General features: G+C 69.1%; 17 protein-coding genes and 1 pseudogene. 9 read left to right on the top strand and 9 right to left on the bottom strand.

Translation table 11 applies throughout. The features are described from left to right. Window positions 1-86 precede the first annotated feature (86 nt). The gene (locus tag SSQG_RS37610; protein WP_003995253.1) at window positions 87-659 is read left to right on the top strand and encodes a PadR family transcriptional regulator; all 573 of its coding nucleotides are present in this window, start codon (window positions 87-89) and stop codon (window positions 657-659) included. Between the two features lie 92 nt (window positions 660-751). Further along, the gene (locus SSQG_RS37605; protein WP_003995252.1) at window positions 752-2,476 is read left to right on the top strand and encodes an acyl-CoA dehydrogenase family protein; all 1,725 of its coding nucleotides are present in this window, start codon (window positions 752-754) and stop codon (window positions 2,474-2,476) included. 209 nt (window positions 2,477-2,685) lie between these two features. Here SSQG_RS37605 and SSQG_RS37600 read toward each other — a convergent pair whose 3' ends face one another. The 8 genes from SSQG_RS37600 to SSQG_RS37565 all read right to left on the bottom strand — a co-directional run bounded on the left by SSQG_RS37600 (window position 2,686) and on the right by SSQG_RS37565 (window position 14,578). Then, a complete protein-coding gene (locus SSQG_RS37600) occupies window positions 2,686-4,806 on the bottom strand; it encodes a PQQ-dependent sugar dehydrogenase (protein WP_003995251.1) in 2,121 nt (706 codons plus the stop codon). A 205-nt stretch (window positions 4,807-5,011) separates the two neighbouring features. Next, the gene (locus SSQG_RS37595) at window positions 5,012-6,175 is read right to left on the bottom strand and encodes a sugar phosphate isomerase/epimerase family protein (protein WP_003995250.1); all 1,164 of its coding nucleotides are present in this window, start codon (window positions 6,173-6,175) and stop codon (window positions 5,012-5,014) included. Between the two features lie 816 nt (window positions 6,176-6,991). After that, complete coding sequence (locus SSQG_RS37590) at window positions 6,992-7,999, bottom strand: sugar phosphate isomerase/epimerase family protein (RefSeq protein ID WP_003995249.1); 1,008 nt, start codon at window positions 7,997-7,999, stop codon at window positions 6,992-6,994. Window positions 8,000-8,036: 37 nt separating this feature from the next. Continuing rightward, entirely contained in the window at window positions 8,037-9,251 is a 1,215-nt protein-coding gene (locus SSQG_RS37585; RefSeq protein ID WP_003995248.1) for a Gfo/Idh/MocA family protein, read from the bottom strand. Window positions 9,252-9,320: 69 nt separating this feature from the next. Next, entirely contained in the window at window positions 9,321-10,370 is a 1,050-nt protein-coding gene (locus SSQG_RS37580) for a substrate-binding domain-containing protein (protein ID WP_003995247.1), read from the bottom strand. 100 nt (window positions 10,371-10,470) lie between these two features. Next, window positions 10,471-11,502: an ABC transporter permease gene (locus tag SSQG_RS37575; RefSeq protein WP_003995246.1), complete on the bottom strand. Its 1,032-nt coding sequence runs from the start codon at window positions 11,500-11,502 to the stop codon at window positions 10,471-10,473. Next, window positions 11,499-13,022, bottom strand: a complete 1,524-nt coding sequence (locus SSQG_RS37570; protein ID WP_003995245.1) for a sugar ABC transporter ATP-binding protein — start codon at window positions 13,020-13,022, stop codon at window positions 11,499-11,501. The genes SSQG_RS37575 and SSQG_RS37570 overlap by 4 nt, the downstream gene beginning before the upstream one ends. Before the next feature lie 374 nt (window positions 13,023-13,396). Beyond that, window positions 13,397-14,578 (bottom strand): ROK family transcriptional regulator, encoded by a 1,182-nt coding sequence (locus SSQG_RS37565; RefSeq protein ID WP_039934486.1) that lies wholly within the window; start codon window positions 14,576-14,578, stop codon window positions 13,397-13,399. Between SSQG_RS37565 and SSQG_RS44190 the strand changes: the two are divergent. Beyond that, window positions 14,552-15,160 (top strand): annotated as a pseudogene (locus tag SSQG_RS44190) (phosphodiester glycosidase family protein); the annotation flags it as partial. The gene SSQG_RS37565 and the pseudogene SSQG_RS44190 overlap by 27 nt on opposite strands. Window positions 15,161-15,282: 122 nt before the next feature. Here SSQG_RS44190 and SSQG_RS37560 read toward each other — a convergent pair. After that, on the bottom strand, window positions 15,283-15,915 hold the full coding sequence (locus tag SSQG_RS37560; RefSeq protein WP_425315010.1) for a hypothetical protein: 633 nt from the start codon (window positions 15,913-15,915) through the stop codon (window positions 15,283-15,285). A gap of 265 nt (window positions 15,916-16,180) precedes the next feature. On the opposite strand from SSQG_RS37560, the gene SSQG_RS37555 reads away from it, so the two are divergent. The 6 genes from SSQG_RS37555 to yicI all read left to right on the top strand — a co-directional run bounded on the left by SSQG_RS37555 (window position 16,181) and on the right by yicI (window position 24,191). Beyond that, window positions 16,181-17,245: a LacI family DNA-binding transcriptional regulator gene (locus SSQG_RS37555; RefSeq protein WP_003995242.1), complete on the top strand. Its 1,065-nt coding sequence runs from the start codon at window positions 16,181-16,183 to the stop codon at window positions 17,243-17,245. A gap of 83 nt (window positions 17,246-17,328) precedes the next feature. After that, on the top strand, window positions 17,329-18,582 hold the full coding sequence (locus SSQG_RS37550) for an ABC transporter substrate-binding protein (protein WP_003995241.1): 1,254 nt from the start codon (window positions 17,329-17,331) through the stop codon (window positions 18,580-18,582). A 10-nt stretch (window positions 18,583-18,592) separates the two neighbouring features. Further along, on the top strand, window positions 18,593-19,552 hold the full coding sequence (locus SSQG_RS37545) for a carbohydrate ABC transporter permease (protein WP_039934483.1): 960 nt from the start codon (window positions 18,593-18,595) through the stop codon (window positions 19,550-19,552). Window positions 19,553-19,570: 18 nt separating this feature from the next. Next, window positions 19,571-20,398, top strand: coding sequence for a carbohydrate ABC transporter permease (locus tag SSQG_RS37540; protein WP_052310412.1), 828 nt, complete (start codon window positions 19,571-19,573; stop codon window positions 20,396-20,398). A gap of 14 nt (window positions 20,399-20,412) precedes the next feature. Next, window positions 20,413-21,846 (top strand): GH1 family beta-glucosidase, encoded by a 1,434-nt coding sequence (locus tag SSQG_RS37535; RefSeq protein ID WP_003995238.1) that lies wholly within the window; start codon window positions 20,413-20,415, stop codon window positions 21,844-21,846. After that, window positions 21,843-24,191 carry an alpha-xylosidase gene (yicI, locus tag SSQG_RS37530; protein WP_003995237.1) on the top strand — a complete coding sequence of 783 codons (2,349 nt, stop codon included), beginning with the start codon at window positions 21,843-21,845 and terminating at the stop codon, window positions 24,189-24,191. The genes SSQG_RS37535 and yicI overlap by 4 nt, the downstream gene beginning before the upstream one ends. Window positions 24,192-24,274: the final 83 nt, after the last annotated feature.

Here is a 24,274-nt window from a genome sequence, read left to right as displayed (position 1 = left end):
GCAGGGAGCAAGGGCGGGCGTGAGCCGCGTCGCATCGACCCCGATGAGACTTGCTATGCAACGAGTTGCATAGCACGATCGTCGTCATGGCGCTCGAACACGCGATCCTGGTGTCGCTCCTGGAGAAGCCGGGATCCGGCTACGAGCTGGCCCGGCGTTTCGAACGGTCCATCGGCTACTTCTGGACCGCGACCCACCAGCAGATCTATCGCGTACTGAAGCGCATGGAGAACGACGGCTGGGTCGAATCCCGGGACGTCCCGCAGCAAGGACGGCCGGACAAGAAGGAGTACTCCGTCGCCGACCTCGGCCGGGCCGCGCTGTCCTCGTGGTTGCACGATCCGATCGAGCCCGAGAGCGTCCGCCACGACCTGGCGGTGAAGATCCGGGGTGCCGCCTTCGACGACCCGGCGGCCCTGATCCGCGAGGTGGAGCGGCATCGGCATGCGCACGGGGACCGGCTGGCGCACTATCTGGCAGGCGAGGAGCGGGACTTCACGGAGCCCGAAGCAGGACCGGCCGCTCCAGAAGCGGCACTGGACGCGGAGCGGGAGCTCCAGCACGTCGTATTGCGCGGCGGCATCGCGTACGAACGGATGATGATCAGCTGGCTGGACGACGTGCTCGCCACGCTGGCCCGGTTCGGCCCGGGCCACTGACCGCGCCACCGCACCGGCCACACCCGCTCCTCCACTCCGGCCGCCCCACCTCACGATTCCCATCCGTCCACCAGCCGAAAGGGGCCCTCACCATGGCTGACCAACTGCTCTTCAACCCGCGCACCTACGCCCCCACGCACTTCGATCCCGAGACACGCCGCTTGCTGCGTGCCACCGTCGACTGGTTCGAGGAGCGCGGGAAGCGGCAGCTGATCGAGGACTACCGGACCCGCGCGTGGCTCGGTGACTTCCTCGCCTTCGCCGCGAAGGAGAGCCTGTTCGCCACCTTCCTGACGCCGTCGGCCACTGCAGGGGCGGGAGAGCCGGACAAGCGGTGGGACACCGCCCGTATCGCCGCGCTCAACGAGATACTCGGCTTCTACGGCCTGGACTACTGGTACGCCTGGCAGGTCACCATCCTCGGCCTCGGTCCGGTCTGGCAGAGCGACAACGCCGCCGCCCGCGCCCGCGCCGCGGAACTCCTTTCGCAGGGGGAAGTGTTCGCGTTCGGCCTGTCCGAGAAGGCCCACGGTGCCGACATCTACTCCACCGACATGCTGCTCGAGCCGGACTGCAACGGCGGCTTCCGCGCCACCGGCTCCAAGTACTACATCGGCAACGGCAACGCCGCCGGACTTGTCTCCGTCTTCGGCCGCCGTACCGACGTCGAGGGCCCCGACGGCTACGTGTTCTTCGCCGCCGACAGCCGTCATCCGGCCTACCACCTGGTCAAGAACGTCGTCGACTCGTCCAAGTTCGTCAGCGAGTTCCGCCTCGAGGACTACCCCGTAACGTCCGACGACGTCCTGCACACCGGCCGCGCGGCCTTCGACGCCGCCCTCAACACGGTCAACGTCGGCAAGTTCAACCTGTGCACCGCCTCGATCGGCATCTGCGAACACGCGATGTACGAGGCCGTCACCCACGCGAGCAATCGCGTCCTCTACGGCCGCCCCGTCACCGCCTTCCCGCACGTGCGGCGCGAGCTGACCGACGCATACGTCAGGCTCGTCGGCATGAAGCTGTTCAGCGACCGCGCTGTCGACTACTTCCGCTCCGCCGGCCCGGACGACCGCCGCTACCTGCTCTTCAACCCGATGACGAAGATGAAGGTGACCACGGAGGGCGAGAAGGTCATCGACCTGATGTGGGACGTCATCGCCGCCAAGGGCTTCGAGAAGGACAATTACTTCAGCCAGGCGGCCGTGGAGATTCGCGGCCTGCCGAAGCTGGAGGGCACGGTCCACGTCAACCTTGCGCTGATCCTGAAGTTCATGCGCAATCACCTCCTCGACCCGGCCGAGTACCCGAATGTGCCGACCCGTCTCGAGGCGGCCGACGACGACTTCCTGTTCCGGCAGGGACCGGCCCGAGGTCTGGGCTCGGTGCGCTTCCACGACTGGCGCCCTGCCTTTGAGGCGTACGCGCACCTGCCCAACGTCGCTCGCTTGCGCGAACAGGCCGACGCCCTGTGCGAGTTCGTCGCCACAGCCGCCCCGGACGCGGATCAGAGCCGCGACCTGGACCTCGTCCTCTCGATCGGCCAGCTGTTCGCACTCGTCGTGCACGGACAGCTCGTCCTGGAGCAGGCCGGCCTGACCGGACTCGACGAGGACGTACTCGACGAACTCTTCGCCGTCCTCGTACGGGACTTCTCCGGGCACTCCGTCGAACTGCACGGCAAGGACTCGGCGACCGAGCAGCAGCAGGAGTGGGCGCTGGCCTCGATCCGGCGCCCGGTCGTCGACGAGGCGCGCACGGAGCGTGTCTGGCAGCGGGTCGAGGCGCTGTCCGGCACGTACGAGATGGCCGAGTAGGCGCGCCGCATCCGTCACCGGTGGCCGGGCCGCGCTCGGCCACCGGTCGCCCAGGGTTCGGCTCCGCGAGCGGGACCCGGCAAGGGCCGGATACGTCCACTACTGCCGGGGGGTGTCGCGTCTGTGGACGTCTGGGAATCCCGGGTCACGATGCCGCGGCAACGAGGTAGCCCGGGGCGGGAGCTCCGCCGCGGCGGAGCTCCCGACGGTCAGTCGGCCGGCGTCAGTGCGACCTCGGCGCTGCCCGAGAGGGACGGCAGGCCGTCCGGTGGCGTGTCCGTGTAGGTGGCGTTGAAGACCGCCTTGAGGTTGTCCGAACCGGAGTGACCGCCGTCCACGAACGTCTTGAACGATCCGGAGCAGCCGTTGCTCGTCGACAGCGGGTGGCCGTGCGAGTCGTGGCCGAGGATGAACGAGACGCTGACCTTCGAGCAGTCCACCGGCTGGTCGTCGGTGACGGTGACCTTCCAGGTGACCGTGTCGCCCCAGTGGAACGCCGTGCCGCCGTGCGGAGCCGGGTCGGTGGTGAGTGAGACGACCGGCGCCTTGTTGCCGACGACGACGGGAACGGACGCGGAGGCCGAGCGCCCGGTGCTGTCGGTGACCTTCAGCGTGGCGTCGTAGACGCCGTTCTTGGTGAACGTGTGCTTCGGGTTCGCCTCCCTGGAGTCCACGGTGCCGTCGGCGTCGAAGTCCCAGGCGTAGCGGAGGGCGTCACCGTCGGCGTCCTTCGTGCCGGCGCTGGAGAGCTGGACCGTCAGCGGGCTGGTGCCGTTGACCACGTCCGCGGCGACCTTGGGCTCCGGGGTGCGGTTGCCCCGGGTGAAGTCGATGCGGGAGAGCTGGGCCTCGGGCAGTTCCGCGAAGTATCCGGTGCCGTACTCGAGGACGTACAGCGCGCCGTCCGGGCCGAATTCGGCATCGATCGGGCCGTCCGTCGTGATCGAGGGGATCGCGTCCTCAATCTTCTGGACCTCGTTCTTCTTGCCGAGGGTGATGGCCTTCATCTGGTCGCGGGTCCACTCGTAGAAGAGTGGCTTGCCGTCGAAGTACTGGGGCCAGCGGTTCTGGGCCTTGTTCCGCTGGTCGTAGCTGTACGCCGGGCCGCCCATGGGGCCGATGCCGCCCGTGCCGAGTTCGGGGAACGTCGGGGAGGCGTCGTAGCCGTAGACGATCTCCGCGTCCGTGACCGGGGGCAGCACGCTCCGGCCGGTGTTGTGGCGCGAGTCGTTGACCGGCTTGGCGCAGTCGAACGCGCCGCTGGAGGTCTTCGTGGCGAAGTCGTAGTCCTGGTACGGCTTGTCCTGCGTCACGCAGAACGGCCAGCCGTAGTTGGCGGGGCGGTCGATGACCATCCAGCGGCCCTGTCCGGAGGGGCCGCGGTCGGGGTTGGCGGTTTTGGCGTCGGGTGAGTAGTCGCCGACGTAGACCTCGCCCGTCTTGTCGTCCACCCCGAAGCGGAACGGGTTGCGCAGACCCATGGCGTAGATTTCTGGGCGGGTCTTCGGGGTGCCCGGCGTGAAGAGGTTGCCGTCCGGTATCGCGTAGCCGCCGTCGCGCTTGGCCTTGATGCGCAGGACCTTTCCGCGCAGGTCGTTGGTGTTGCCCGCGGTGCGCCGCGCGTCGTAGGCCGGGTTGCGGTCGGGCCGGTCGTCGAGCGGGGCATAGCCGTCGGAGGAGAACGGATTGGTGTCGTCGCCGGTCGACAGGAACAGGTTGCCCTTGTGGTCGAAGTCGATCTTTCCGCCGACATGGCAGCAGAGGCCGCGGTCGGCCGGCACGTCGATGATCTTCTGCTCGGTGGCGTAGTCGAGCTTGTTGCCCGCGAGCTTGAACCGCGACAACCGTGTGACGCCCTTGTACTTGGCGAAGTCCTCGGCCGTGCCGGACTGCGGTGCGTCCCCTTCGTTGACGCCCGGGGTGGCCGGGTCGTCCATGGGGGTGTCGAGGCGCGGCGAGTAGTAGAGGTAGACCCAGTGGTTCTTGGCGAAGCCGGGGTCGACGGCGATGCCCTGCACGCCTTCCTCGTCGTGCTGGTAGAGCCCGGCGGGGCTCTTCTTCATGTCGGCGGCAAGGAAGTTCACGCCGCTCTTGGGGTCGTGGATGCGGACCTCTCCCGTGCGCGCCGTGTGCAGCACCCGCCGGTCGGGCAGGACCGCCAGGGCCATGGGCTCGCCCGGGCGGTCGTTGAGGGTGACCTTCTGGAAGTCCGACGAAGCCGGCGGTACGGGATCTGACTTGGCGGCTTGGGCTGCGGGGAGGGGCAGGATCCCTATGGCTCCGGCCAACGCAGCCGCCCCCACGAGGGTGACGATCCGTCTGTTGCGCACTCAGAACTCCTTTGGTCCGGCCAGCGGGTGAAAAGCGAGGCGAAATGCGTGAGTTGGACGCTAGGGCGCCTACTTTCAACTCGTCAAGGACAAAGTCACAAACTCCTCAAGGAAAGTTCGCCCTTGCATTTCGTGCCTTTTCGGGCATCCCTGAGAGGCCCGCCCCGCGCCAGGACGCCGGGCGGGCGCTGCACATGACGCTCTGTCAGTTACGGGCTCGCAGGGCCGCGAGGTTGTCGTAGCCGATCCGGGCGAACTCCAGGGACTGACCGGGAACGCTCGCGCTCGGTGCGGTGTCCTGCTCGACCATCGGGTTGTGGTAGTTCTTCGCACCCACCCGGGTGAAGAACTTCCGGTAGTCGATGTCGCCCGTGCCGAACGGCACCATGTCGTAGCCCAGGCCGCTCTGGGGATTGACCACGCCGTCCTTCGCGTGGAAGAGCGGGAAGCGGTTGGTGTTGCGGACCACGAGTCCGGCCGGGTCGAAGACGCGCTCACGCTGCGAGCCGTCGTGGGCGGTGTACGTGTGGAACTTGTACTGGGCCACGTGCGCCCAGAAGACGTCCAGCTCCAGATAGACGTTCTTGGGGTCCGTCACCTTCAGGAAGTACTCGAGCTTCCGGATACCGGAGCTGCGGGTCGGCCGGCCCTGGGCGTCGAGCGGGCCGCCGTCGAGCAGGAAGTCGTAGGCGCTGTCGTGGTTGTGGGTGTAGAGCTTGATGCCTTCACGGCGGGCGATGGCGCCCAGGCTGTTCCACTTCTGCGCGGCGACGTCCCAGTCGGCCCGGTAGGGGGTGTTGGTGGGGTCGGCGCCGGTACCCATGTGCTCCATGCCGAGGATGTTGGCGATCTCCAGGTAGCGCTTGAAGGTGTCCAGGTCGGATGGGGTCAGCGGCCAGGACGGGGGGATGAAGCCGTGGCTGCCCTGCGCCCGCAGGCCGTACTCGTCCAGCCAGGAGCGCAGCAGCTTCGCGCCCTGGACGGTGCCCAGATCGGCGCCGCCCGGCGCGTTGGCGTGCTGGCCGTAGCCGGCGAACTCCACCTGGCGGTAGCCGAAGCGCGACAGCTGCTTGAACACCTCCCGGAAACCGGAGGGCAGATCGGAGGTCAGCGGGTCGCGCCCGACCGCGTCACGCACGGTGTAGAGGATGATGCCGCGCTTGTGCGGCGGGACCAGAGCGGAACGCCCACCGTCATGGCCGGCGGCTTCCGCGCTGTCCTGCGCCAGGGCGGGCGCGGCACCGAAGACCGGGGCGGCGACCGCCGCGGCGGTGGCGGCCGTGCAGGTGCTGAGGAAACGGCGGCGGCTGACGCCGAGTGCCCGACGCAGGGCGTCGCCGGTGACGGCTTCGTCGTTGAACGCGGTCACAGTGGTTCTCTCTTTCGTTGTCGCGGTGCTGCGGGTGCCCGACGGCTGCCGCCCTGAGGAGAGGCCGGCGAGCCGCAGGAGCAGGGACTTCACTTCGGTGGCCGCCAGGCGGCCGGATACCGCGCGGGGGGTGGAGACCAGGACGAGCGGACCTTCTTCGTCGCTCGTGGGGAGGCGGCCGTGACTGCCGCGTACGGGTGAGGCGTCAAGGGGTACGACATCCCTGCCATGTCGATGTTCCGATGTGGTTGGAGGACGGTGGGCGGGGGCTCGAGTGCCTCCCCCTCCGCCGGCATGTGGGCGGCTTTGGCCGCGACCCAGGAGAGCTGCTCCGTGGTGGGCGCGGTTACGGCGTGCGAGTGGGCGGCGAAAGGCCGCCGGTGACGAATGCGGGATACCCTGAGGGTTCTTGGCCCTGCACTGGGGAGGGCCTTCCTCCCTAGGCCGGTCCAACGAGCGGCGCGCCGTGCGACCTGAACACGCCGTCAGTCTCGAGCCACTGTGTGGTGCCTGTGCACGAAGGGACCGTAGCCCCGTTCGTCCTTGACCGGAACCCTTTGCGCAACGAAGACGGCGAACTTCTTCCATGATCAGGACAAAGTCGTGTCCGGGCAGCCCGGACCAGCCCAGCGGCTCTCAGCCGTCGAGCATTGGCCTGGTGGGCTCTCAACAGGTCGGGGGAAGACGGCTGCGGTGTTCGCCGGCGCCCCAACTGGCCATGGCTGTACCGATGTGCGGCGCCGCCACAAGGGCGCGACCTGCCGCGACGGCGCCGCTCGGAACCGGCGGCATGTCGCGCCTGCCGCAGCGGAGCGCCTAGTTGTCGCCGCCTCCGAAGGCGGCGTCGAAGGACGCCGAGGGCGGGTCGAAGTCGAATCGCTTCAGATGGGCGAGTGCTTCCGGCGCACCGACGAGACGGTCCATGTCGGCGTCCTCCCACTCCACGGAGATCGGTCCGTCGTAGCGGATCGAGCGCAGCATGCGGAACACGTCCTCCCAGGGGACGTCGCCGTGCCCGGCGGAGACGAAGTCCCAGCCGCGCCGCGGGTCACCCCAGGGCAGGTGCGAGCCGAGTCGCCCGTTGCGCCCGTCGAGGCGCTTGCGGGCCTCCTTGCAGTCGACGTGGTAGATCCGGTCCCGGAAGTCGTAGAGGAAGCCGACCGGGTCCAGGTCCTGCCAGACGAAGTGGCTGGGGTCGAAGTTGAGCCCGAAGGCCGGGCGGTTGTCCACCGCCTCCAGGGCGCGCTTGGTGGTCCAGTAGTCGTAGGCGATCTCGCTCGGATGGACCTCGTGGGCGAAGCGGACGCCCTCGGCGTCGAACACGTCCAGGATCGGGTTCCAGCGCTCCGCGAAGTCCTCGTAACCGCGCTCGATCATCCGCTCCGGTACCGGCGGGAACATCGCCACAAAATGCCAGATCGACGAACCGGTGAAACCGACGACCGTGTCGACGCCGAAGGCGGCCGCGGCCCGCGCCGTGTTCTTGATCTCGGCCGCGGCCCGTCGGCGTACGCCCTCCGGCTCCCCGTCGCCCCAGATCAGGGCCGGCAGGATGCCCTGGTGCCGTTCGTCGATGGGGTGGTCACAGACGGCCTGGCCGACCAGGTGGTTGGAGATCGCCCAGCACTTGAGGCCGTACTTCTCCAGCAGGGCGTGCCGACCGGCCAGGTAGGACGGATCGGCCAGGGCCTTGTCGACCTCGAAGTGGTCGCCCCAGCAGGCGAGTTCGAGGCCGTCGTAGCCGAAGTCGGCGGCACGTCGGCAGACCTCCTCCAACGGCAGATCGGCCCACTGACCGGTGAACAGGGTGAACGGGCGTGGCATGGCGGCTCCAAGAAGGGCGGGGTTCCTTGCCGGATCTCTACCGGACTTCGGCCTCGACGGCCTGGACAGGGGTGTAGACGGAGTTCTTCCGCGCGCTCTCCTCCACCGCGGCGAGTACCCGCTGCACCTGCAGACCGTCGGCGAACGACGGCCTCAAGTCGGTGCCGGACGCGATGGCCTCGACGAGGTCGCGGGCCTGGTGGGAGAAGGTGTGCTCGTAGCCGAGCGGGTGACCCGGCGGCCACCAGCCCTCCAGGTACGGGTGTTCGGCCTCGGTGACGTCGATCCTGCGGAACCCCGCCGTGGCGGCGGGCTCCCGATGGTCGTGGAAGGACAGCTCGTTGAGCCGCTCCAGGTCGAAGGCGAGCGAACCGGACTCGCCGTTCACCTCCAGTCTCAGGGCGTTCTTGCGCCCCGACGCCATCCGGGTCGCCTCGAACGTGGCGAGCGCCCCCGAGGCGAGCCGGCCGGTGAAGACGGCCGCGTCGTCGACCGTCACCGGCCCGCGCAGGGTGCCGCCGGAGGCGGTCAGGCCTGAGGAGGCACCGTCGAGGCGGGGGCGTTCCTTGACGAAGGTCTCCATCTGGGCGGAGACCCCGACCAGCACCTCACCCGCCAGGAACTGGGCGAGGTCGACGATGTGCGCGCCGAGGTCGCCGAGCGCCCCCGACCCCGCGTGCTCCCGCTGCAGCCGCCACGTCAGCGGGAAGTCGGGGTCGACCAGCCAGTCCTGGAGGTAGCTGACGCGTACGTGGCGCAGTGTGCCGAGCCTGCCGTCGGCGATGAACCGGCGGGCGAAGGTGAGCGCGGGCACGCGCCGGTAGTTGAAGCCCACCATGGCCAACTGGCCGCGCGAGCGGGCCGCTTCGGCGGCCGCGACCATGGCCTCCGCCTCGGCGACCGAATTGGCCAGCGGCTTCTCGCACAGGACGTGCTTGCCCGCCTCCAGCGCCGCGATGGCGATCTCCGCATGGCTGTCGCCCGGTGTGCAGATGTCGACGAGTTGCACGTCGTCGCGGGCTATGAGGGCGCGCCAGTCGGTCTCCGCCGCGGCCCAGCCGTGCTTGTCGGCCGCCGCCCGCACCGCGTGCGCGTCGCGGCCGGCGATCGCGGCCAGGACCGGCCGCAGCGGCAGGTCGAACACGTGCCCTACGGTGCGCCACCCTTGTGAGTGTGCGGCGCCCATGAACGAGTAACCGACCATGCCCACGCCGAGTGCCGGCGGTGCGGTCCGACTGTCCCTCTGTTCCATACGGATTGCTCCTCTTCGGAGTGTCAACTGACTCATCGCTGTGTTCGCGGGGCACACGGCCCGGCCCGGTCAGATGAAGCCGGTCGGCAGGTACTGGTCGACGTTGTCCTTGGTGACCACGGCCGAGTAGAGGGTCAGCGAAGACGGGATCTCGAACTCCGCGAGGCCACCGACGCCCTTGCCCTGGCCGAGCGCCCGGGCGAGATCGATGGCGGAAGCGGCCATCGTCGGCGGATACAGGACGGTCGCCTTGAGCACGCTGTTGCCGGCCTTGATGGCGTCCATCGCGGACTTGGCACCCGCGCCGCCGACCATCAGGAAATCGTCACGACCGGCCTGGTCGATGGCGCGCAGCGCGCCCACACCCTGGTCGTCGTCGTGGTTCCACAGCGCGTCGAAGCTCGACTGGGCCTGCAGCAGTTGCGCCATCTTGGCCTGGCCGGACTCGACCGTGAAGTCGGCTGCCTGGCGGGCCACCTTCTTGATGTTCGGGTAGTTCTTCAGGGCGTCGTTGAAGCCCTTGGTGCGCTGCTGGGTCAGCTCGAGGTTGTCGAGGCCGGCGAGTTCCACGACCTTGGCGTTCTTCGTGCCCTTGAGCTGTTCGCCGATGTAGTGGCCGGCGTTGAGTCCCATGCCGTAGTTGTCGCCGCCGATCCAGCAGCGGTACGCCTGCTGGGAGGCGAACACACGGTCCAGGTTGACGACGGGGATACCCGCCCTCATGGCCTGCAGGCCGACCTGGGTGAGCGCCTTGCCGTCGGCCGGCAGGATCACCAGGACGTCGACCTTCTTGTTGATCAACGTCTGGATCTGGCCGATCTGCTGGGCCGTGTCGTTGGATCCCTCGGTGATCTCCAGCGTGACGTCGGAGTACTTCTTCGCTCGCGACTTGGCGTTGTCGTTGATGGCGTTGAGCCAGCCGTGGTCGGCCTGAGGGCCGGCGAAGCCGATGGTGACAGGCTTGCCCGGCTTGTCGTCCGCGACCGGGGCGGCCTTGTCCGCGGCCCCCTCCCGGTTAGTGGGCTCGTTGCTGGTGCAGGCCGTCAGCAGCGCACCGGCGGAAACGGCTGCGGTGCCGAAGAGAAGTGATCTGCGGCTGGTGGCGGGGGTTCGTGCCATGGCGGGTGGCCCCTTCGACTGGGCGGTGTGCGTTAGATGGAGGATGTGGGGGTGCCGGACGTCGGTGTCAGGGGCCGCCGTCCGGCAGCGATGCACGGCGTCAGGCGTCGCCGCCGCGCATCGAGCGGCGCTGGACCAGGACGGCGGCGACGATGATGGCGCCCTTCGCGATCTGCTGGACAGCGGTCTCTAGGTTGTTCAGGGCGAAGATGTTGGTGATCGTGGTGAAGACCAGGACACCGAGGACGGAGCCGATGATGGTGCCGCGACCGCCGCTGAGCAGGGTGCCGCCAATGATCGCCGCGGCGATGGCGTCCAACTCGTAGAGGTTGCCGTTGGTGTTCTGACCCGAACCGGACAGCACGATCAGCATGAACGCGGCGATACCGCAGCACAGTCCGGAGAGCAGGTAGAGGTACAGACGCTGGCGCCGGACGTCGATGCCGGCGAGACGTGCCGCTTCCGCGTTGCCGCCGACCGCGACGGTGCGCCGGCCGAAGGTGGTGCGGTTGAGCAGCAGCCAGCCGATGACGGTGACAGCGGCGAAGATCAGGACAAGGGGTGGGATGCCGAGGATGTAGGCGTCCCTGGCACCGAGGTCGAGCACCGACGGGACGGTCACGACCTGGGTGCTGCCGTCCGTGATCTGCAACGCCAGGCCACGGGCGGAGGCGAGCATGGCCAGCGTCGCGATGAACGGCACCATCCTGCCGTAGGCGATCAGCAGACCGTTGACGAGACCACAGCCCACACCGACGATCACCGCCGTGAAGAGGATGCCCGCGAAGCCGAACTCCTGCGTGGCCACGGTCGTCGCCCACACCGAGGCGAGGGCCACCATCGCGCCGACCGACAGGTCGATCCCGCCGCTGGTGATGACGAACGTCATGCCGACGGTGACGACGCCGATCACGGAGGCCTGGGTGAGGACGAGCTGCAGATTGCTCGTCGCCAGGAACTGGTCGGGTGCGGTGATCCCACCGACCGCGACGAGGACGGCGAGCACTCCGAGCAGGGACAGAGTGCGCACATCCCACCGCAGTCCGGGTCGGCGCGAACTCTCCTGCTCCCCCGCGGACTTGGCCGCGGACGTCGGCGCTTCCTGCTGCGCCGCAGTGGCCGGCTGCGTCATGGCGTCAGGCTCCCTTCCATTACAAGATCGAGTACACGGTGCTCGTCGAGCTCCCGGGCGTCCGCGGTGTGCACGACGCTGCCTTCACGGAGCACCAGCACCCGGTCGGCGAGACCCAGGACTTCGGGCACCTCACTGGACACGAGAAGTACGGCCAGGCCCTCGTCGGCCAGCCGGCGAATCACTGCGTAGAGCTCCGCCCGGGCGCCGATGTCGACACCCCTGGTCGGCTCGTCCAGCAACAGCACCTTGCAGCCCCGCAACAGCCAGCGTGCGAGCACCGCCTTCTGCTGGTTGCCGCCGGACAGGGTCCTGATCGCGGCATCGGGATTGTCGGGCCGCAGGGACAGTTCCCGCACCGCCTGGTGCGCCGCTGCTCGCTCGGCACGCCGGTCGAGCCAGCCCGCGCGGGCGAACCGGGACAGGGTGGAGACCGAGACGTTGCTGCTGACGGACTCCAGCATCAGCAGGCCCTGCGCCTTGCGTTCCTCGGGCGCGAGGCCGATGCCGGCGCGGACGGCGGCGCGGACACTGCCGGGGCGCAGGGGTGTGCCGTCGACGAGGACTCGGCCGCCGTCGGGCTTGCGAGCCCCGTAGATCGTCTCCAGGATCTCGCTGCGCCCGGACCCGACGAGCCCGGCCAGACCGACGATCTCACCGGGCCGCAGCTCGAGATCGACGGGCGCGAACTCCCCTCGCCGGGTCAGCCCTTCGACCTTCAGCACGGGCTCTCTGCCCTCGGCGAACCCGCCCTTGGGGCGCTCGGGGAAGACGTACTCCACATTCCGCCCGGTCATCAGGGCCACGACCTCATCGGTCGGCGTCGACTCGGCAGGCAGACCGCCCGCGACCGACCGGCCCTCCTTCAGGACCGTGACCCGGTCGCCGATGCGCCGGATCTCCTCAAGGCGGTGGGAGATGTAGATGACGGCGACACCGTCCGCCGTCAGATCGCCCACGATCCTGAAGAGGTTGTCCACCTCTTCGGGGTCGAGAGCGGCCGACGGTTCGTCCATCACGATCAACCGCACCTCGTGGGACAGCGCGCGGGCCATCGAGACGATCTGCTGCTGCGCCGCGGACAGCTCGCCTACGAGCGTCGTCGGATCGATCTCCGAGTGCCCCAGACGTTTCAGCAACTCCGCGGTCGCCGTACGGGCGGCAGAGCCGCGCACGACGAACCCGGCGGAGGTGGGTTCGTGCCCGAGGAAGACGTTCTCCGCGACGGACAGCCCCTCGATCAGATCGAGTTCCTGGTAGATGGTGGCGATGCCGAGGCGCATGGCGGCGACCGGCGACCCCAGGGTCACGCGCTCACCGCGCCAGGTGATCTCACCGCTGTCCGGCTGGTGTGCTCCGGCGAGCACTTTGATCAGAGTGGACTTGCCGGCCCCGTTCTGGCCGAGCAGGCAATGGACCTCGCCGGCCTGGACCTCGAGATCCACGCCGTCCAAGGCGCGAACGCCCGGGAACGACTTGGTGATACCGGACATGGTGAGCAGGGGTGGTTGTGGTGCCATGAGGATTCCCCTCGGCGGATGCGGGCCGTGTGCGGGCAGGGCTGGGCAGGGTGGTTCAGGCAAGCGGCTCTGGAGAGCCCCTGGCGTCGTGTGCGCTGGGGCGTAGGGCTGAGAAGGGCAGGGCAGGCCTGACGGCCCGGCAACCATGCAGTGGTGCAGCCGCAGATGCTTCACGCGGTGGGTACGGCTGTGATGCGGGTGTTGCGATGGCTCTAAGGGTGTTGCAAGGGCGCCATGGGGTTGCCGCGGCGTGATGGGTGCAGCATCGCCAATGCGGTTGCATTGACCCTTGGTTGGAGTGGCGCTCGGTTGTATGGCGCCACAGGGTTGCAGTGGCCCGAGTGGTGGTCCGTTGCCGACGAGGGCGGCAGCGGTCAGGCCGGTGAGAAGACGTGGTCGCTGATCAGCCGGGCCGCGCCGATGGCTCCGGCGGCCGGCCCCAACTCCCCTAGCACAATCGGCAGGTTGCCCGTGGCCAGCGGCAACGACTGCTTGTACACCTGGGTCCGGACACTGGCCAGCAACGTGTGCCCGAGCCCGGTCACACCGCCGCCGATCACCACCAGCCCCGGATTGAAGAAACTGACAAGGCCGGCGATGACCTGCCCCAGACGCTTCCCGCCCTCCCGGATCAGCTCCAGAGCCACCGCGTCCCCTGCCGCCGCGGCAGCCGACACGTCCTCGGCCGTCAGACGCCCGGCCGTCTCGAGCCGGGCAGCGAGCTGTACCGACCGGCCCTCACGTGCGGCCTGCTCCGCGTCACCGGCCAGAGCGGCACCGCTGAAGTGGGCTTCCAGGCAGCCCCGGTTGCCGCACACACACGCGCGACCTTCCGGTTCCACCTGAATATGACCGATGTCACCGGCACTGCCGGTCGTCCCCCGGTAGACCTCACCGCCGACGACGATGCCGCAGCCGATGCCGGTGCCGATCTTGACGCAGAGGAAGTCGCCCACGGAGCGTGCGACGCCCGCGTGCTGCTCCCCCATCGCCATCAGGTTCACGTCGTTGTCGACCATGACCGGGCAGCCGAGTTCCTGGCTGAGCGCCTCCCGCACGGGAAAGCCGTCCCAGCCGGGCATGATCGGCGGCGCGACTGGTACGCCCTCGGGGAAGCGGACCGGTCCCGGGACGCCGATACCGGCGCCGTCGAACCCCTCCGCGACACCGGAGGCCTTCAGCTTGGCAGCCATCGACAGCACGTGCTCGAAGACCGCCACCGGCCCCTCCCGGACATCCATCGGCTGATTCAGCTGCCCCAGGACCTCCAACTCCGCGTTCGTCACGGCGACATTGATCGACGTGGCACCGATATCGACACCGAGAAAACGCAGTGTCGGCGCGAGCCGGATGTTGTGCGACCGCCGTCCGCCCCGGGACGGGGCCAGCCCGTCCGCGACAACCAGCCCCGTCTCCAGCAGTCGGTCCACTTCGACTGCCAGCTTCGAACGGGACAGGTCCACCAGATCACCCATCTGGGCACGAGAGTTGGACCCGTTGTCACGCAACAGACGAAGCAACCGCGCCTGATGCGCGTTCTCAGGTCGAGCAGTCATCCGTCTCACGATCCCTCCCCTCCTCTCACCCACGGCTGGGGCCTGATGCCTGTCTCCGCCGACTGCGTCGTCAGGCTGTCGGAGAGGAACGTAACAACGATTTTCCAGACTGGGAAGTACTTACGCATGAATAGGGAACTACTTTTCCCACACTCAGGACAAAGTTCGAGGGGGGCTTCCGAGAGCTCTACGACAGAACGGCCGCCTGGCCATCAGCAAGACGGCCAGGCGAGGTGGCACCGCCACCCCCACGAACGGCATGGTCCTCCAGGGCATCGGCTCGACGCAGAGCGGCGCCGCGCAACAACGAGGTCGTGGCCCCGGAGGAGGGCGGCGACGAGAAACCGGACGCGTACGGCGATCGACACGGACGCATCAGGGCGAACGCTCCTCGTCGCCGTCACATCGAAGACCGAAGGCGCACGCCTGGGCGTGCCGATCCACGACCTGGCGAAGATCATGCAGGATCTCGGAGCCGTGGACGCGCTCAACCTGGACGACGGGGGCTCTACCACGTTCGTGGTCGACGGCCAGGTCAAGAACGTGATCGCTGAGGAAGGCGGAGTCGAAAGGCCCGTCTACGACAGCATCTACGCCGGGCGAGGCGGACACGGTCTGCCGGCCGGCGGCTCGCCGAAGGGCACGGTACAGCGCTTGGTCAGTGCGTACTTGCCTTGCTCGCGGAGCCGTCGGTCCTGTTCGAGTTACACCGCGTGGGGCACCGGACGCACGAACCGCTCCCGCCCCGCCTCGTCCCGGACCGGCGTGCATCCGGCGGCCAGCAATCGCTCGGCCAGTTTCGCTCGCCGGGTCGTGTTGACCCTGAGTGCACCCAGCAAGAACACCGGGGTCAGGACAGCGAGCGGAAGGAGGACAGCGTACTTGCCGGTCAGCACGGCCAGCAGCAGGAACAGCACCGGTCCCGCCCACGCCATGGTCAGCAGTTGCTTGCGGTTGGCGGCGGCTCCGGCCGCGTCGTAGCGAATGCACGTGGTGATCAGGTCGACGTCCGCCTGCGCCTGGGCGACGGGCGTGAGCGAGCCCAGGTACATGCCCGGCACGGGTCGTCCGGGGCCCGGGTCGGGGAAGGCCGCCGCGTTGGCCGCCGCGCGCTGCTGTGCCTGAGGGCTCGTGTCCCGGACGAGACAGATGTGCGCGATCTTGTACTTGCCGACCAGGCGGACGTCGACGTACCGGAAGCCGTAGCACTCCGCGATGTACGCGAGCGCGCCGAACGTCTGCCACTCGGAGAGCGGATGGACGAGCTCGATCATGTCCTGGGTCGCGATCTGGCGCATGAGGGCGTTGATGTGGCGATCGGCGAGGCTCAAGGTCACTCCTGGCTGAAAAGCACTACTGAAGTTCTGATTCCGCACACCAGACTGATCAGACCCCTCAAGGGTTGCCTGCCCTCCTGATCTTTCTGACGAACGACCACCAGGGTCGGTCTCCTGACCAGTCGTCGGCATCTCGCCGCAGGACGTATCGCTCAGGCTATTGCCCTCTCCGACCCGCCGCGCTTAGAGTCACCCCGTTTGTCGAATCGATTCGATTGATTCGAGGAAGCCGACGGGGCCCACGACGGGGCGGGCGGAGGTGGAGATGGCCACGATCAAGGACGTCGCCGCGCGCGCAGGCGTCGCGCCGAGCACCGTGTCGTACGTCCTGAGCGGGTCACGCAAGATCTCCGAGGACACCCGGCACGCGGTGCAGGCCGCGATCGAGGAGCTCGGATACCACCCGCGCGCCAGTGCCCGTACGCTGCGCAGCGCACGGACGCGGGTGCTCGCGCTGGCCGCGCCGCGCGTGCCCGGGGCGTACCGGGCGATCGACGGACGGTTCGCGATCGACGTCACCGATGCCGCCCGTGGGCACGGGTACGACGTGCTGCTGATGACGGACAGCGACGGCGTCGGCGGGCTGCGCCGGGTGGCCCGGAGCCGGCTCGCGGACGCCGCGGTGCTGATGGCGGTCGAGGACCGGGACCCCCGTGTCGAGGTCCTGCACGAACTGGGCTTCCCGGCGGCCCTGCTCGGTCACGACGATCACGCGGCGCTGCCCTGGACCGACCTCGACTGGGAGGCCGCCGTCGCCCTCGCGGTGCGCGAGAGTGTGGCGGCCGGGCACCGGCGGATGCTCTTCCTCTCGTCGGCCGAGCACGAGGTCGCCGCACGCCGCGGCTATGCCCTGCACGGTCTCGACGGTGCCCGGCGAGCGGCCGCCGAGACCGGGGCCGATGTCCGCGTGGTCCCGTCCCACCGCGACCCGGACATCCTCGCGCGGCGGCTGAACGAGGCGTTGACCGCGCGGCCCGTCCCGACCGCGCTGATCGTCCAGCACCTGATCCTCCTGCCTCGCTTGCTGGACACGGTGGCGGCGGCGGGGCTGCGGGTCCCCCACCATCTGACCGTGGTGCTCGTCGGCAGCCTCCCGGACGAGCTGGGCACACGGCATCTGCCGCGGATCGATCTGCCCGTCGCGGAGATGTCCACGGCCGTGGCCCGGCTCGCCATCGACGCGATCGGATCCGGCCGCGACGACGGGCCGCCGTCTTCGCAGGAGCCCGCCGGTGCAGGTGCCTCGACCAGGCCCTCCGACGCGCCGCACCACCTGATCCAGCCGCAGATGGCCGGGCCCGTCATCGCGCCGCCGCCCGGCCGACCATGAATCCGTCCGTACGGCACGACCGGCCGCGTCCTATCGCCGGGCCACCGCATGTCCAGAGCTGAACATGTAACGGAGGACCAATCATGCCGTCCACAGCAGGACGCATCCGAGCAAGACGTGGACGCGTTCCCGCGCTGGCCGCCGCCCTTGCCGGTGCCATCGTCGCGCCAGCGCTGACCGGCTGTGCCGCGCAGCCCGACCCGGGCACCGTCACCGTGCTCAACTCGGCGACCGACACCGCCGAGCACACCGCCAACCAGCGGTTCTTCGACCGTTGCGGCAGGCCGCTCGGCCTGAAGGTCGAGCAGATCAGCGTGCCCGCCGACCAGATCGCCTCCAAGGCACTTCGGATGGCGTCGTCCGACTCGCTCACGGACATACTGGAGCTCGACGGCTCAGAGCTGCCCCAGTTCGCGCAGACCGAGGGCCTGCGACCGCTCGACGAGGTCGGGGTGGCCACCTCCGGCCTCTCCGCGAGCGCGAAGTCCCTCGGCTCGTACGACGGCGTCCAGTACGGCATCGCCCGTTCCGTCAATTCGCTGGCGCTGATCTACAACACCAAGCTCCTCAAGGACGCGGGCGTCTCCCCGCCCACCACCTGGAAGGAGTTACGAGCCGCCGCGAACAAGCTGACCACGGGCGACACGTACGGGATGGCCTTCAGCGCGAGCCCGAACGCGGACGGCGTCTACCAGTTCCTTCCGTTCTTCTGGTCCGCCGGCGGTGACGAGGCCAAGATCGACAATGGCAGGGGCGAGGCCGCGCTCCAGCTCTGGAAGGACCTGGTCACCGATGGATCCGCCTCCAGGTCCGTCGTCAGCTGGAACCAGCAGGACGTGAACGACCAGTTCATCGCGGGCCGCGCCGCCATGATGGTCAACGGGCCGTGGCAGGTGCCGGTCCTCAGCGCCCAGAAGAACGTGGACTGGGCGGTCGCGAGCATTCCGGTGCCCGAGGCGGGTGAGCCGGCGGTGCCGCCCATCGGCGGCACCGTCATGGCCGTACCGAAGAACGACGGGGATCCGGCCCGCGAGAAGAACGCCGGCAAGGTCCTGAACTGCCTCAACTCCGAGAAGAACCAACTCCAGTGGGGCGAATCGGTCAACAACGTGCCCACCCGCGCCACGGCCGCACAGGCGTACGCGAAGCAGAACCCGAAGCTCGCCGCCTTCGCCGAGCTCGTCACAACCGCCCGATCCCGTACAGCAAAGGTCGGCACCGGCTGGCCGGTCGTCGGCGACGCGCTCGCGGGCGCCTTCCAGTCCGTGCTGACGGGCCGGACCAGTCCCGAACAAGCCCTGCACCGTGCCCAGCAGCAGGCCTCGGCAGGGAAGTGAGGAACCGGCCATGACCACCGTCACCTCCCCGGCGCCCGCCACGGGCGCCGCCGAAGCGAAGTCCACCACCGGGCGTGCTCCGCTGCGCCGTGGACTGCTGCGCTGGCTCTTCGTCGCTCCCGCGCTCGCCTACATGGCGCTGTTCTTCGGCTACCCGCTCGTCCGCAACGTCGTGATGAGCTTCCAGCACTACACGCCGAAGACGTACTTCACCGGCGAGGCCCCGTTCAACGGCCTCGACAACTGGCGGGCCGTCTTCGCCGACGAGCTGTTCACCGACGCCCTGTGGCACACGGCCCTGTTCACCGTCGGCTCGCTGCTCGGCCAGTTCACCATCGGCCTGGCCCTGGCCGTCTTCTTCTCCCGCCGTTTTCGGCTCGCCGGCTTCGTGCGCGCCGTCCTGCTGTTGCCGTGGCTCGTGCCCATGGTGGTCTCCGCCGTCGTCTGGCGGCGCATCCTCGACCAGGACCACGGCATGCTGAACACCGCCCTCCACGCGGTCGGCCTGGTCCCGCAGGACGGCGTGCCGTGGCTGAGCAGCCCCGGTGTGGCCCTGCTGTCGGCGATCATGGTCAACATCTGGATCGGCATCCCGTTCAACATGGTCATCCTGTACGGGGGTCTCCAGGAGATCCCACGCGACCTGTACGAGGCCGCCTCGCTCGACGGCTCCGGCCCGTGGCGGACGTTCCGCAGCATCACGCTGCCGATGCTGCGCCCGGTGATCACCGTCGTACTCGTGCTGGGCTTCATGTCGACGGTGAAGATCCTCGACCTGATCCTGGCGCTGACCTCGGGCGGCCCCGCGGACTCCACACAGACCCTGGGCACGGTCACCTATCAGCTCTCCTTCCTTCAGCTCGACTTCGGCCAGGGCGCCGTGGTGGGCAATGCCCTGATCCTCATCAGCGCGGTCTTCGCCGTGCTGTACCTGCGGGCCAACCGCGCCGACTTCGGCAAGGGGAAGTGAGCGACGATGAGCCGACCGATGAAACGACCGGCGAGCCTGCTGCGCGTGCGTTCGGCGTGGAACACCACCGCCGCCCTGCTGATCCTCGCCGTGCTGCTCTTCCCGGTGTACTGGATGCTCAACACCGCCCTCCAGCCCGAGTCGAGCATCGCCGCCACCGAGTGGTTCCCCGTATCACCGTCACTGAAGAACTTCGATACGGCGATCAGCACCCAGGGCGGCTCACTGCTCACGAGCTTCGTCGTCGCGCTCGGTGCCGTCGTCGTCTGTCTCGCGCTCGCCGCGCCCGCCGCGTACGGGCTCGCCCAGTTCGGACTCCGCGGTGGGCAGGGCATCGTCTTCGCGACACTCATCACGCAGATGGTTCCGGGCATCGTCATCGCCAACGCCCTCTACAGCGCCTATGCGCAGCTCGATCTCGTCAATTCCTATCTGGGGCTGATCCTGGCGGACGCCTCACTCGGTCTGCCCTTCGCGGTCGTACTGCTGCGGGCGTTCATGGTGTCGATCCCGGGCGAGGTCGTCGAAGCCGCGATGGTGGACGGCGCGAACCGCTTCACCGCGTTCGTGCGGATCGTGCTGCCCATGAGCCGCAACGCCCTGATCACGGCGGGACTGTTCACCTTCCTCTTCGCCTGGTCGGACTTCATGTTCGCGCTCACCCTCAACACGACGGACGACGTCAAGCCCGTCACGCTCGGCATCTACCAGTTCGTCGGCGCGCATGTCAGCGACTGGGGCGCGGTCATGGCGACCGCGGTGCTCTCCGCCGTTCCGGCCGCGATCCTGCTCGTCGTCGCCCAGAAGTACATCGCCGCCGGGATCACCGGCGGGTCGGTCAAGTAGGCAGGTTCCTCCCTGTGAATTCCCCCGAGTCCCCCGAATTCCCCGAATTCCCCGAGTTCCCGGCCGGCTTCTTCTTCGGTGCCGCCACGGCCAGTTACCAGATCGAGGGCGCGTACGACGAGGACGGCAGAGGCCCGTCCATCTGGGACACCTTCTGCCGCGAGCCCGGGCGCGTCGCGGACGGCGCCACCGGGGACGTCGCCTGCGACCACTACCACCGCTATCGCGAGGACATCGCGCTGCTGCGCGAGCTGGGTGTGGACAGCTACCGCTTCTCCATCGCCTGGCCGCGTATCCAGCCGACCGGCTCCGGCCCCGTCAACGCGGCCGGGCTCGACTTCTACGACCGGCTCGTCGACGAGCTGCTGGCCGCCGGCATCTCGCCCGCCGCCACCCTCTACCACTGGGACCTCCCTCAGGCGCTGGAGGACCGGGGCGGCTGGCGGACACGCGAGACGGCGGAGCGGTTCGCCGACTACGCCGGGGTGGTCGCCGGCCGGCTCGGCGACCGGGTGGACCGCTGGATCACACTCAACGAGCCCTTCTGCAGCGCCTTCATCGGGTACGCGGCGGGCGCCCACGCCCCGGGCGCCCGCGAGGGCCGCGGTGCGCTCGCCGCCGCACACCATCTGCTCGTCGGTCACGGGCTGGCCGTGCACGCCCTGCGCGCCACGGGGGCACGGGAGGTCGGGATCACGCTCAACCCCGACCGGCTGCTGCCGGCCACGGACTCCCCCGCCGACCTGGCCGCCGTACGCCGCGTCGAGACGCTTCACAACGACGTGTGGTTCGAGCCGCTGTTCGCCGGGCGCCACCCGGAGCACGAAGCCGAGACCTGGGGCGAGCTGCTGCCCCACGGCGACGGCTCGTACCGCCTCAACGGCGACCTCGACCTCATCGGCGCACCGCTCGACTTCGTCGGCATCAACTACTACCGCCCGATCACCGTCGCCGACGCCCCGCACCGCGACCCGGACCCGGCCACCCGTACCGCGGTCGACGTCCGGGCCGAGGAGACCTGGCGCGACGACGTCCGCCACACCACCATGGGCTGGCCCGTCGTCCCACACACCTTCACGGACCTGCTGGTCGACCTGGCCGCGCGCTACCCCACGCTGCCACCACTGCTGATCACCGAGAACGGCTCGGCGGAAGCGGACACCGTCGACGCCGACGGCCGGGTCCGCGACGTGGAGCGGGTCGACTACCTCCGCGGCCATCTGGACGCGCTCGCCGCCGCGGTGCGCGCGGGCGTCGACGTGCGCGGCTACTACGTGTGGTCGCTGCTGGACAACTTCGAGTGGGCCCGCGGCTACGGCCAGCGCTTCGGCATCGTCCGGGTCGACTACGACACGCAGACCCGCACACCCAAGGACAGCTACCACTGGTACCAGCGGCTGATCGTCGCCCACCGCGCCCGCACCGCTCCTGGTAAGGACTCCCGATGAAGTTCACCGACGGCTACTGGCTGATGCGCGAAGGCGTCCAGGCGTCGTACGCCACCGAGGTCGCCGACGTCCGCGTCGACGAGGACCGGTTCACGCTCCACGCGCCCGTGCGGCACGTCACGCGGCGCGGCCACACCCTCAACAGCCCGCTACTGACCGTCGAGTGCTGGTCCCCCGCCGAGGGCGTGATCGGCATCCGCGCCACCCACCACGCGGGCGCCGCCGAGCGCGGCCCGGAGTTCGCACTCCACACCGAGCCCGGCCACGCGGCGCAGGTCACCCAGGAGGGCTCGCTGCTGAAGCTGACGGCCGGGGAGCTGTCCCTGTGCGTGGACACCGCGGCCCCATGGCGGCTGGACTTCACCGCGGACGGCCGCGTCCTCACCTCGGCCAAGGCCCGCGGCACCGGCTTCGCGGTCCTGGGCGACGGCAGCCACCACTCGTTGGCACAACTCACGCTCGCTGTCGGCGAGCTGGTATACGGGCTCGGCGAACGGTTCACGCCGTTCGTCAAGAACGGCCAGAGCGTGGACATCTGGCAGGCCGACGGCGGCACGGCGAGCGAGCAGGCGTACAAGAACGTCCCCTTCCACCTCACCAACCGCGGCTACGGCGTCTTCGTCAACCACCCCGGCAAGGTGAGCTACGAGATCGACTCGGAGGCCGTCGGGCGGGTGCAGTTCAGCGTCGAGGACCAGTCGCTGGAGTACTTCGTCGTGTACGGTCCGACGCCCAAGGACGTCCTGAACCGCTACACGGCGCTGACCGGCCGCCCGGCACTGCCGCCGGCCTGGTCGTTCGGGCTGTGGCTGTCGACGTCGTTCACGACCTCGTACGACGAGGAGACGGTGAACCGGTTCGTGCGCGGAATGGCCGAGCGCGACATCCCGCTGGGCGTCTTCCACTTCGACTGCTTCTGGATGCGCGAGTACCAGTGGTGCGACTTCACCTGGGACCCGGACGTGTTCCCGGACCCCGAGGGCATGCTGCGGCGGCTCAAGGAGGAGCACGGCCTGCGCGTGTCGGTGTGGATCAACCCGTACATCGCGCAGAAGTCCCCGCTGTTCGAGGAGGCCAAGCGGCACGGCTACCTGGTCCGCAAGGCCAACGGCGACGTGTGGCAGTGGGACCTGTGGCAGGCCGGCATGGCCCTGGTCGACTTCACCGATCAGCGGGCGCGCCATTGGTACGCGTGCAAGCTGCGCTCGCTGATCGCACAGGGCGTCGACTGCTTCAAGACCGACTTCGGCGAGCGGATCCCGACCGATGTGGTCTGGCACGACGGCTCCGACCCGGAGCGCATGCACAACTACTACACGCAGCTCTACAACGAGACGGTCTTCGAGGTGCTGAGCGAGGCCCGGGGCGCCGGTGAGGCCGTGCTCTTCGCCCGCTCGGCCACGGCGGGAGGACAGCAGTTCCCGGTGCACTGGGGCGGCGACTGCGAGTCGCATTTCGGCGCCATGGCCGAGTCGCTGCGCGGCGGACTGTCGCTCGGACTGTCCGGCTTCGGTTTCTGGAGCCATGACATCGGCGGCTTCGAGGGCACACCGACGCCCGAGGTGTTCAAGCGGTGGGTGCAGTTCGGGCTGCTGTCGTCGCACAGCCGGCTGCACGGCAGCAACTCGTACCGGGTGCCGTGGGACTACGACGAGGAGGCGGTCGCGGTCACCCGCGACTTCACCCGCCTCAAGCACCGGCTCATGCCCTACCTGTTCCGTGCGGCCCGGCAGGCCGCCGAGCGTGGCACGCCGATGATGCGGGCGATGGTGCTGGAGTTCCCCGACGACCCGGCCTGCCACACCCTCGATCGGCAGTACATGCTCGGCGACGACCTGCTCGTCGCCCCCGTGTTCTCGTCCGACGGCGTCGTCGACTACTACGTCCCGGACGGCACCTGGACGCATCTGCTGTCGGGCGAACAGGTCCAGGGGCCCGGCTGGCGGCGCGGGCGATACGGCTACGACAGTCTGCCCCTGCTCGCCCGACCCGGCTCGGTCATCCCGTACGGCGAAAGCGATGACGCGGCGGAGTACGACTGGGTGCACGGGGTGACTCTGCGGATCCACGCGCCGAGGGACCGTGCGACGGTCGTGACACGGATCCCGGCACCGGGTGCCCGGGACAGCTCGGCGGCCGCCTTCCGGACGACTCGCGACGGCGACACGATCACGGTCGACGCGGAGGGGGTGCCGGGGCCGTGGCAGGTGCTGCTGGTCGGAGCGCAGGCGGAACCCGGTGGTGCCGCCGGATCGGCGGCGTCGGTCGAGCGGACCACGCTCGGCACTGTTCTCGCCGTATCCGCGGGCACGGCTCGCCTCACGGCACTACTCACCGGGAGCTGACACAGCTCTCGGTTCTCTTCTGCCCGAGCGCAGGGGCCCAGCGTGCCCGGCACTCGCCATGCTCGGGCACGAGCACCGCGCCG

Origin of the sequence: Streptomyces viridochromogenes DSM 40736, from assembly GCF_000158955.1 — a bacterium.
GTDB lineage: Bacteria > Actinomycetota > Actinomycetes > Streptomycetales > Streptomycetaceae > Streptomyces > Streptomyces venetus.
Note: the sequence above shows the minus strand (reverse complement) of the source record. Positions and strands in the feature narration are given on the sequence as shown.

Excerpts from the sequence above, each read along its gene's own strand:
- SSQG_RS37565 (WP_039934486.1), bottom strand. The coding sequence starts at position 14,578 with ATGACTGCTCGACCTGAGAACGCGCATCAGGCGCGGTTGCTTCGTCTG.
- SSQG_RS37570 (WP_003995245.1), bottom strand. The coding sequence starts at position 13,022 with ATGGCACCACAACCACCCCTGCTCACCATGTCCGGTATCACCAAGTCG.
- SSQG_RS37545 (WP_039934483.1), top strand. The coding sequence starts at position 18,593 with ATGACCACCGTCACCTCCCCGGCGCCCGCCACGGGCGCCGCCGAAGCG.
- SSQG_RS37590 (WP_003995249.1), bottom strand. The coding sequence starts at position 7,999 with ATGCCACGCCCGTTCACCCTGTTCACCGGTCAGTGGGCCGATCTGCCG.
- SSQG_RS37550 (WP_003995241.1), top strand. The coding sequence starts at position 17,329 with ATGCCGTCCACAGCAGGACGCATCCGAGCAAGACGTGGACGCGTTCCC.
- SSQG_RS37605 (WP_003995252.1), top strand. The coding sequence starts at position 752 with ATGGCTGACCAACTGCTCTTCAACCCGCGCACCTACGCCCCCACGCAC.
- SSQG_RS37575 (WP_003995246.1), bottom strand. The coding sequence starts at position 11,502 with ATGACGCAGCCGGCCACTGCGGCGCAGCAGGAAGCGCCGACGTCCGCG.
- SSQG_RS37555 (WP_003995242.1), top strand. The coding sequence starts at position 16,181 with ATGGCCACGATCAAGGACGTCGCCGCGCGCGCAGGCGTCGCGCCGAGC.
- SSQG_RS37610 (WP_003995253.1), top strand. The coding sequence starts at position 87 with ATGGCGCTCGAACACGCGATCCTGGTGTCGCTCCTGGAGAAGCCGGGA.
- SSQG_RS37585 (WP_003995248.1), bottom strand. The coding sequence starts at position 9,251 with ATGGAACAGAGGGACAGTCGGACCGCACCGCCGGCACTCGGCGTGGGC.
- SSQG_RS37540 (WP_052310412.1), top strand. The coding sequence starts at position 19,571 with ATGAAACGACCGGCGAGCCTGCTGCGCGTGCGTTCGGCGTGGAACACC.
- SSQG_RS37580 (WP_003995247.1), bottom strand. The coding sequence starts at position 10,370 with ATGGCACGAACCCCCGCCACCAGCCGCAGATCACTTCTCTTCGGCACC.
- yicI (WP_003995237.1), top strand. The coding sequence starts at position 21,843 with ATGAAGTTCACCGACGGCTACTGGCTGATGCGCGAAGGCGTCCAGGCG.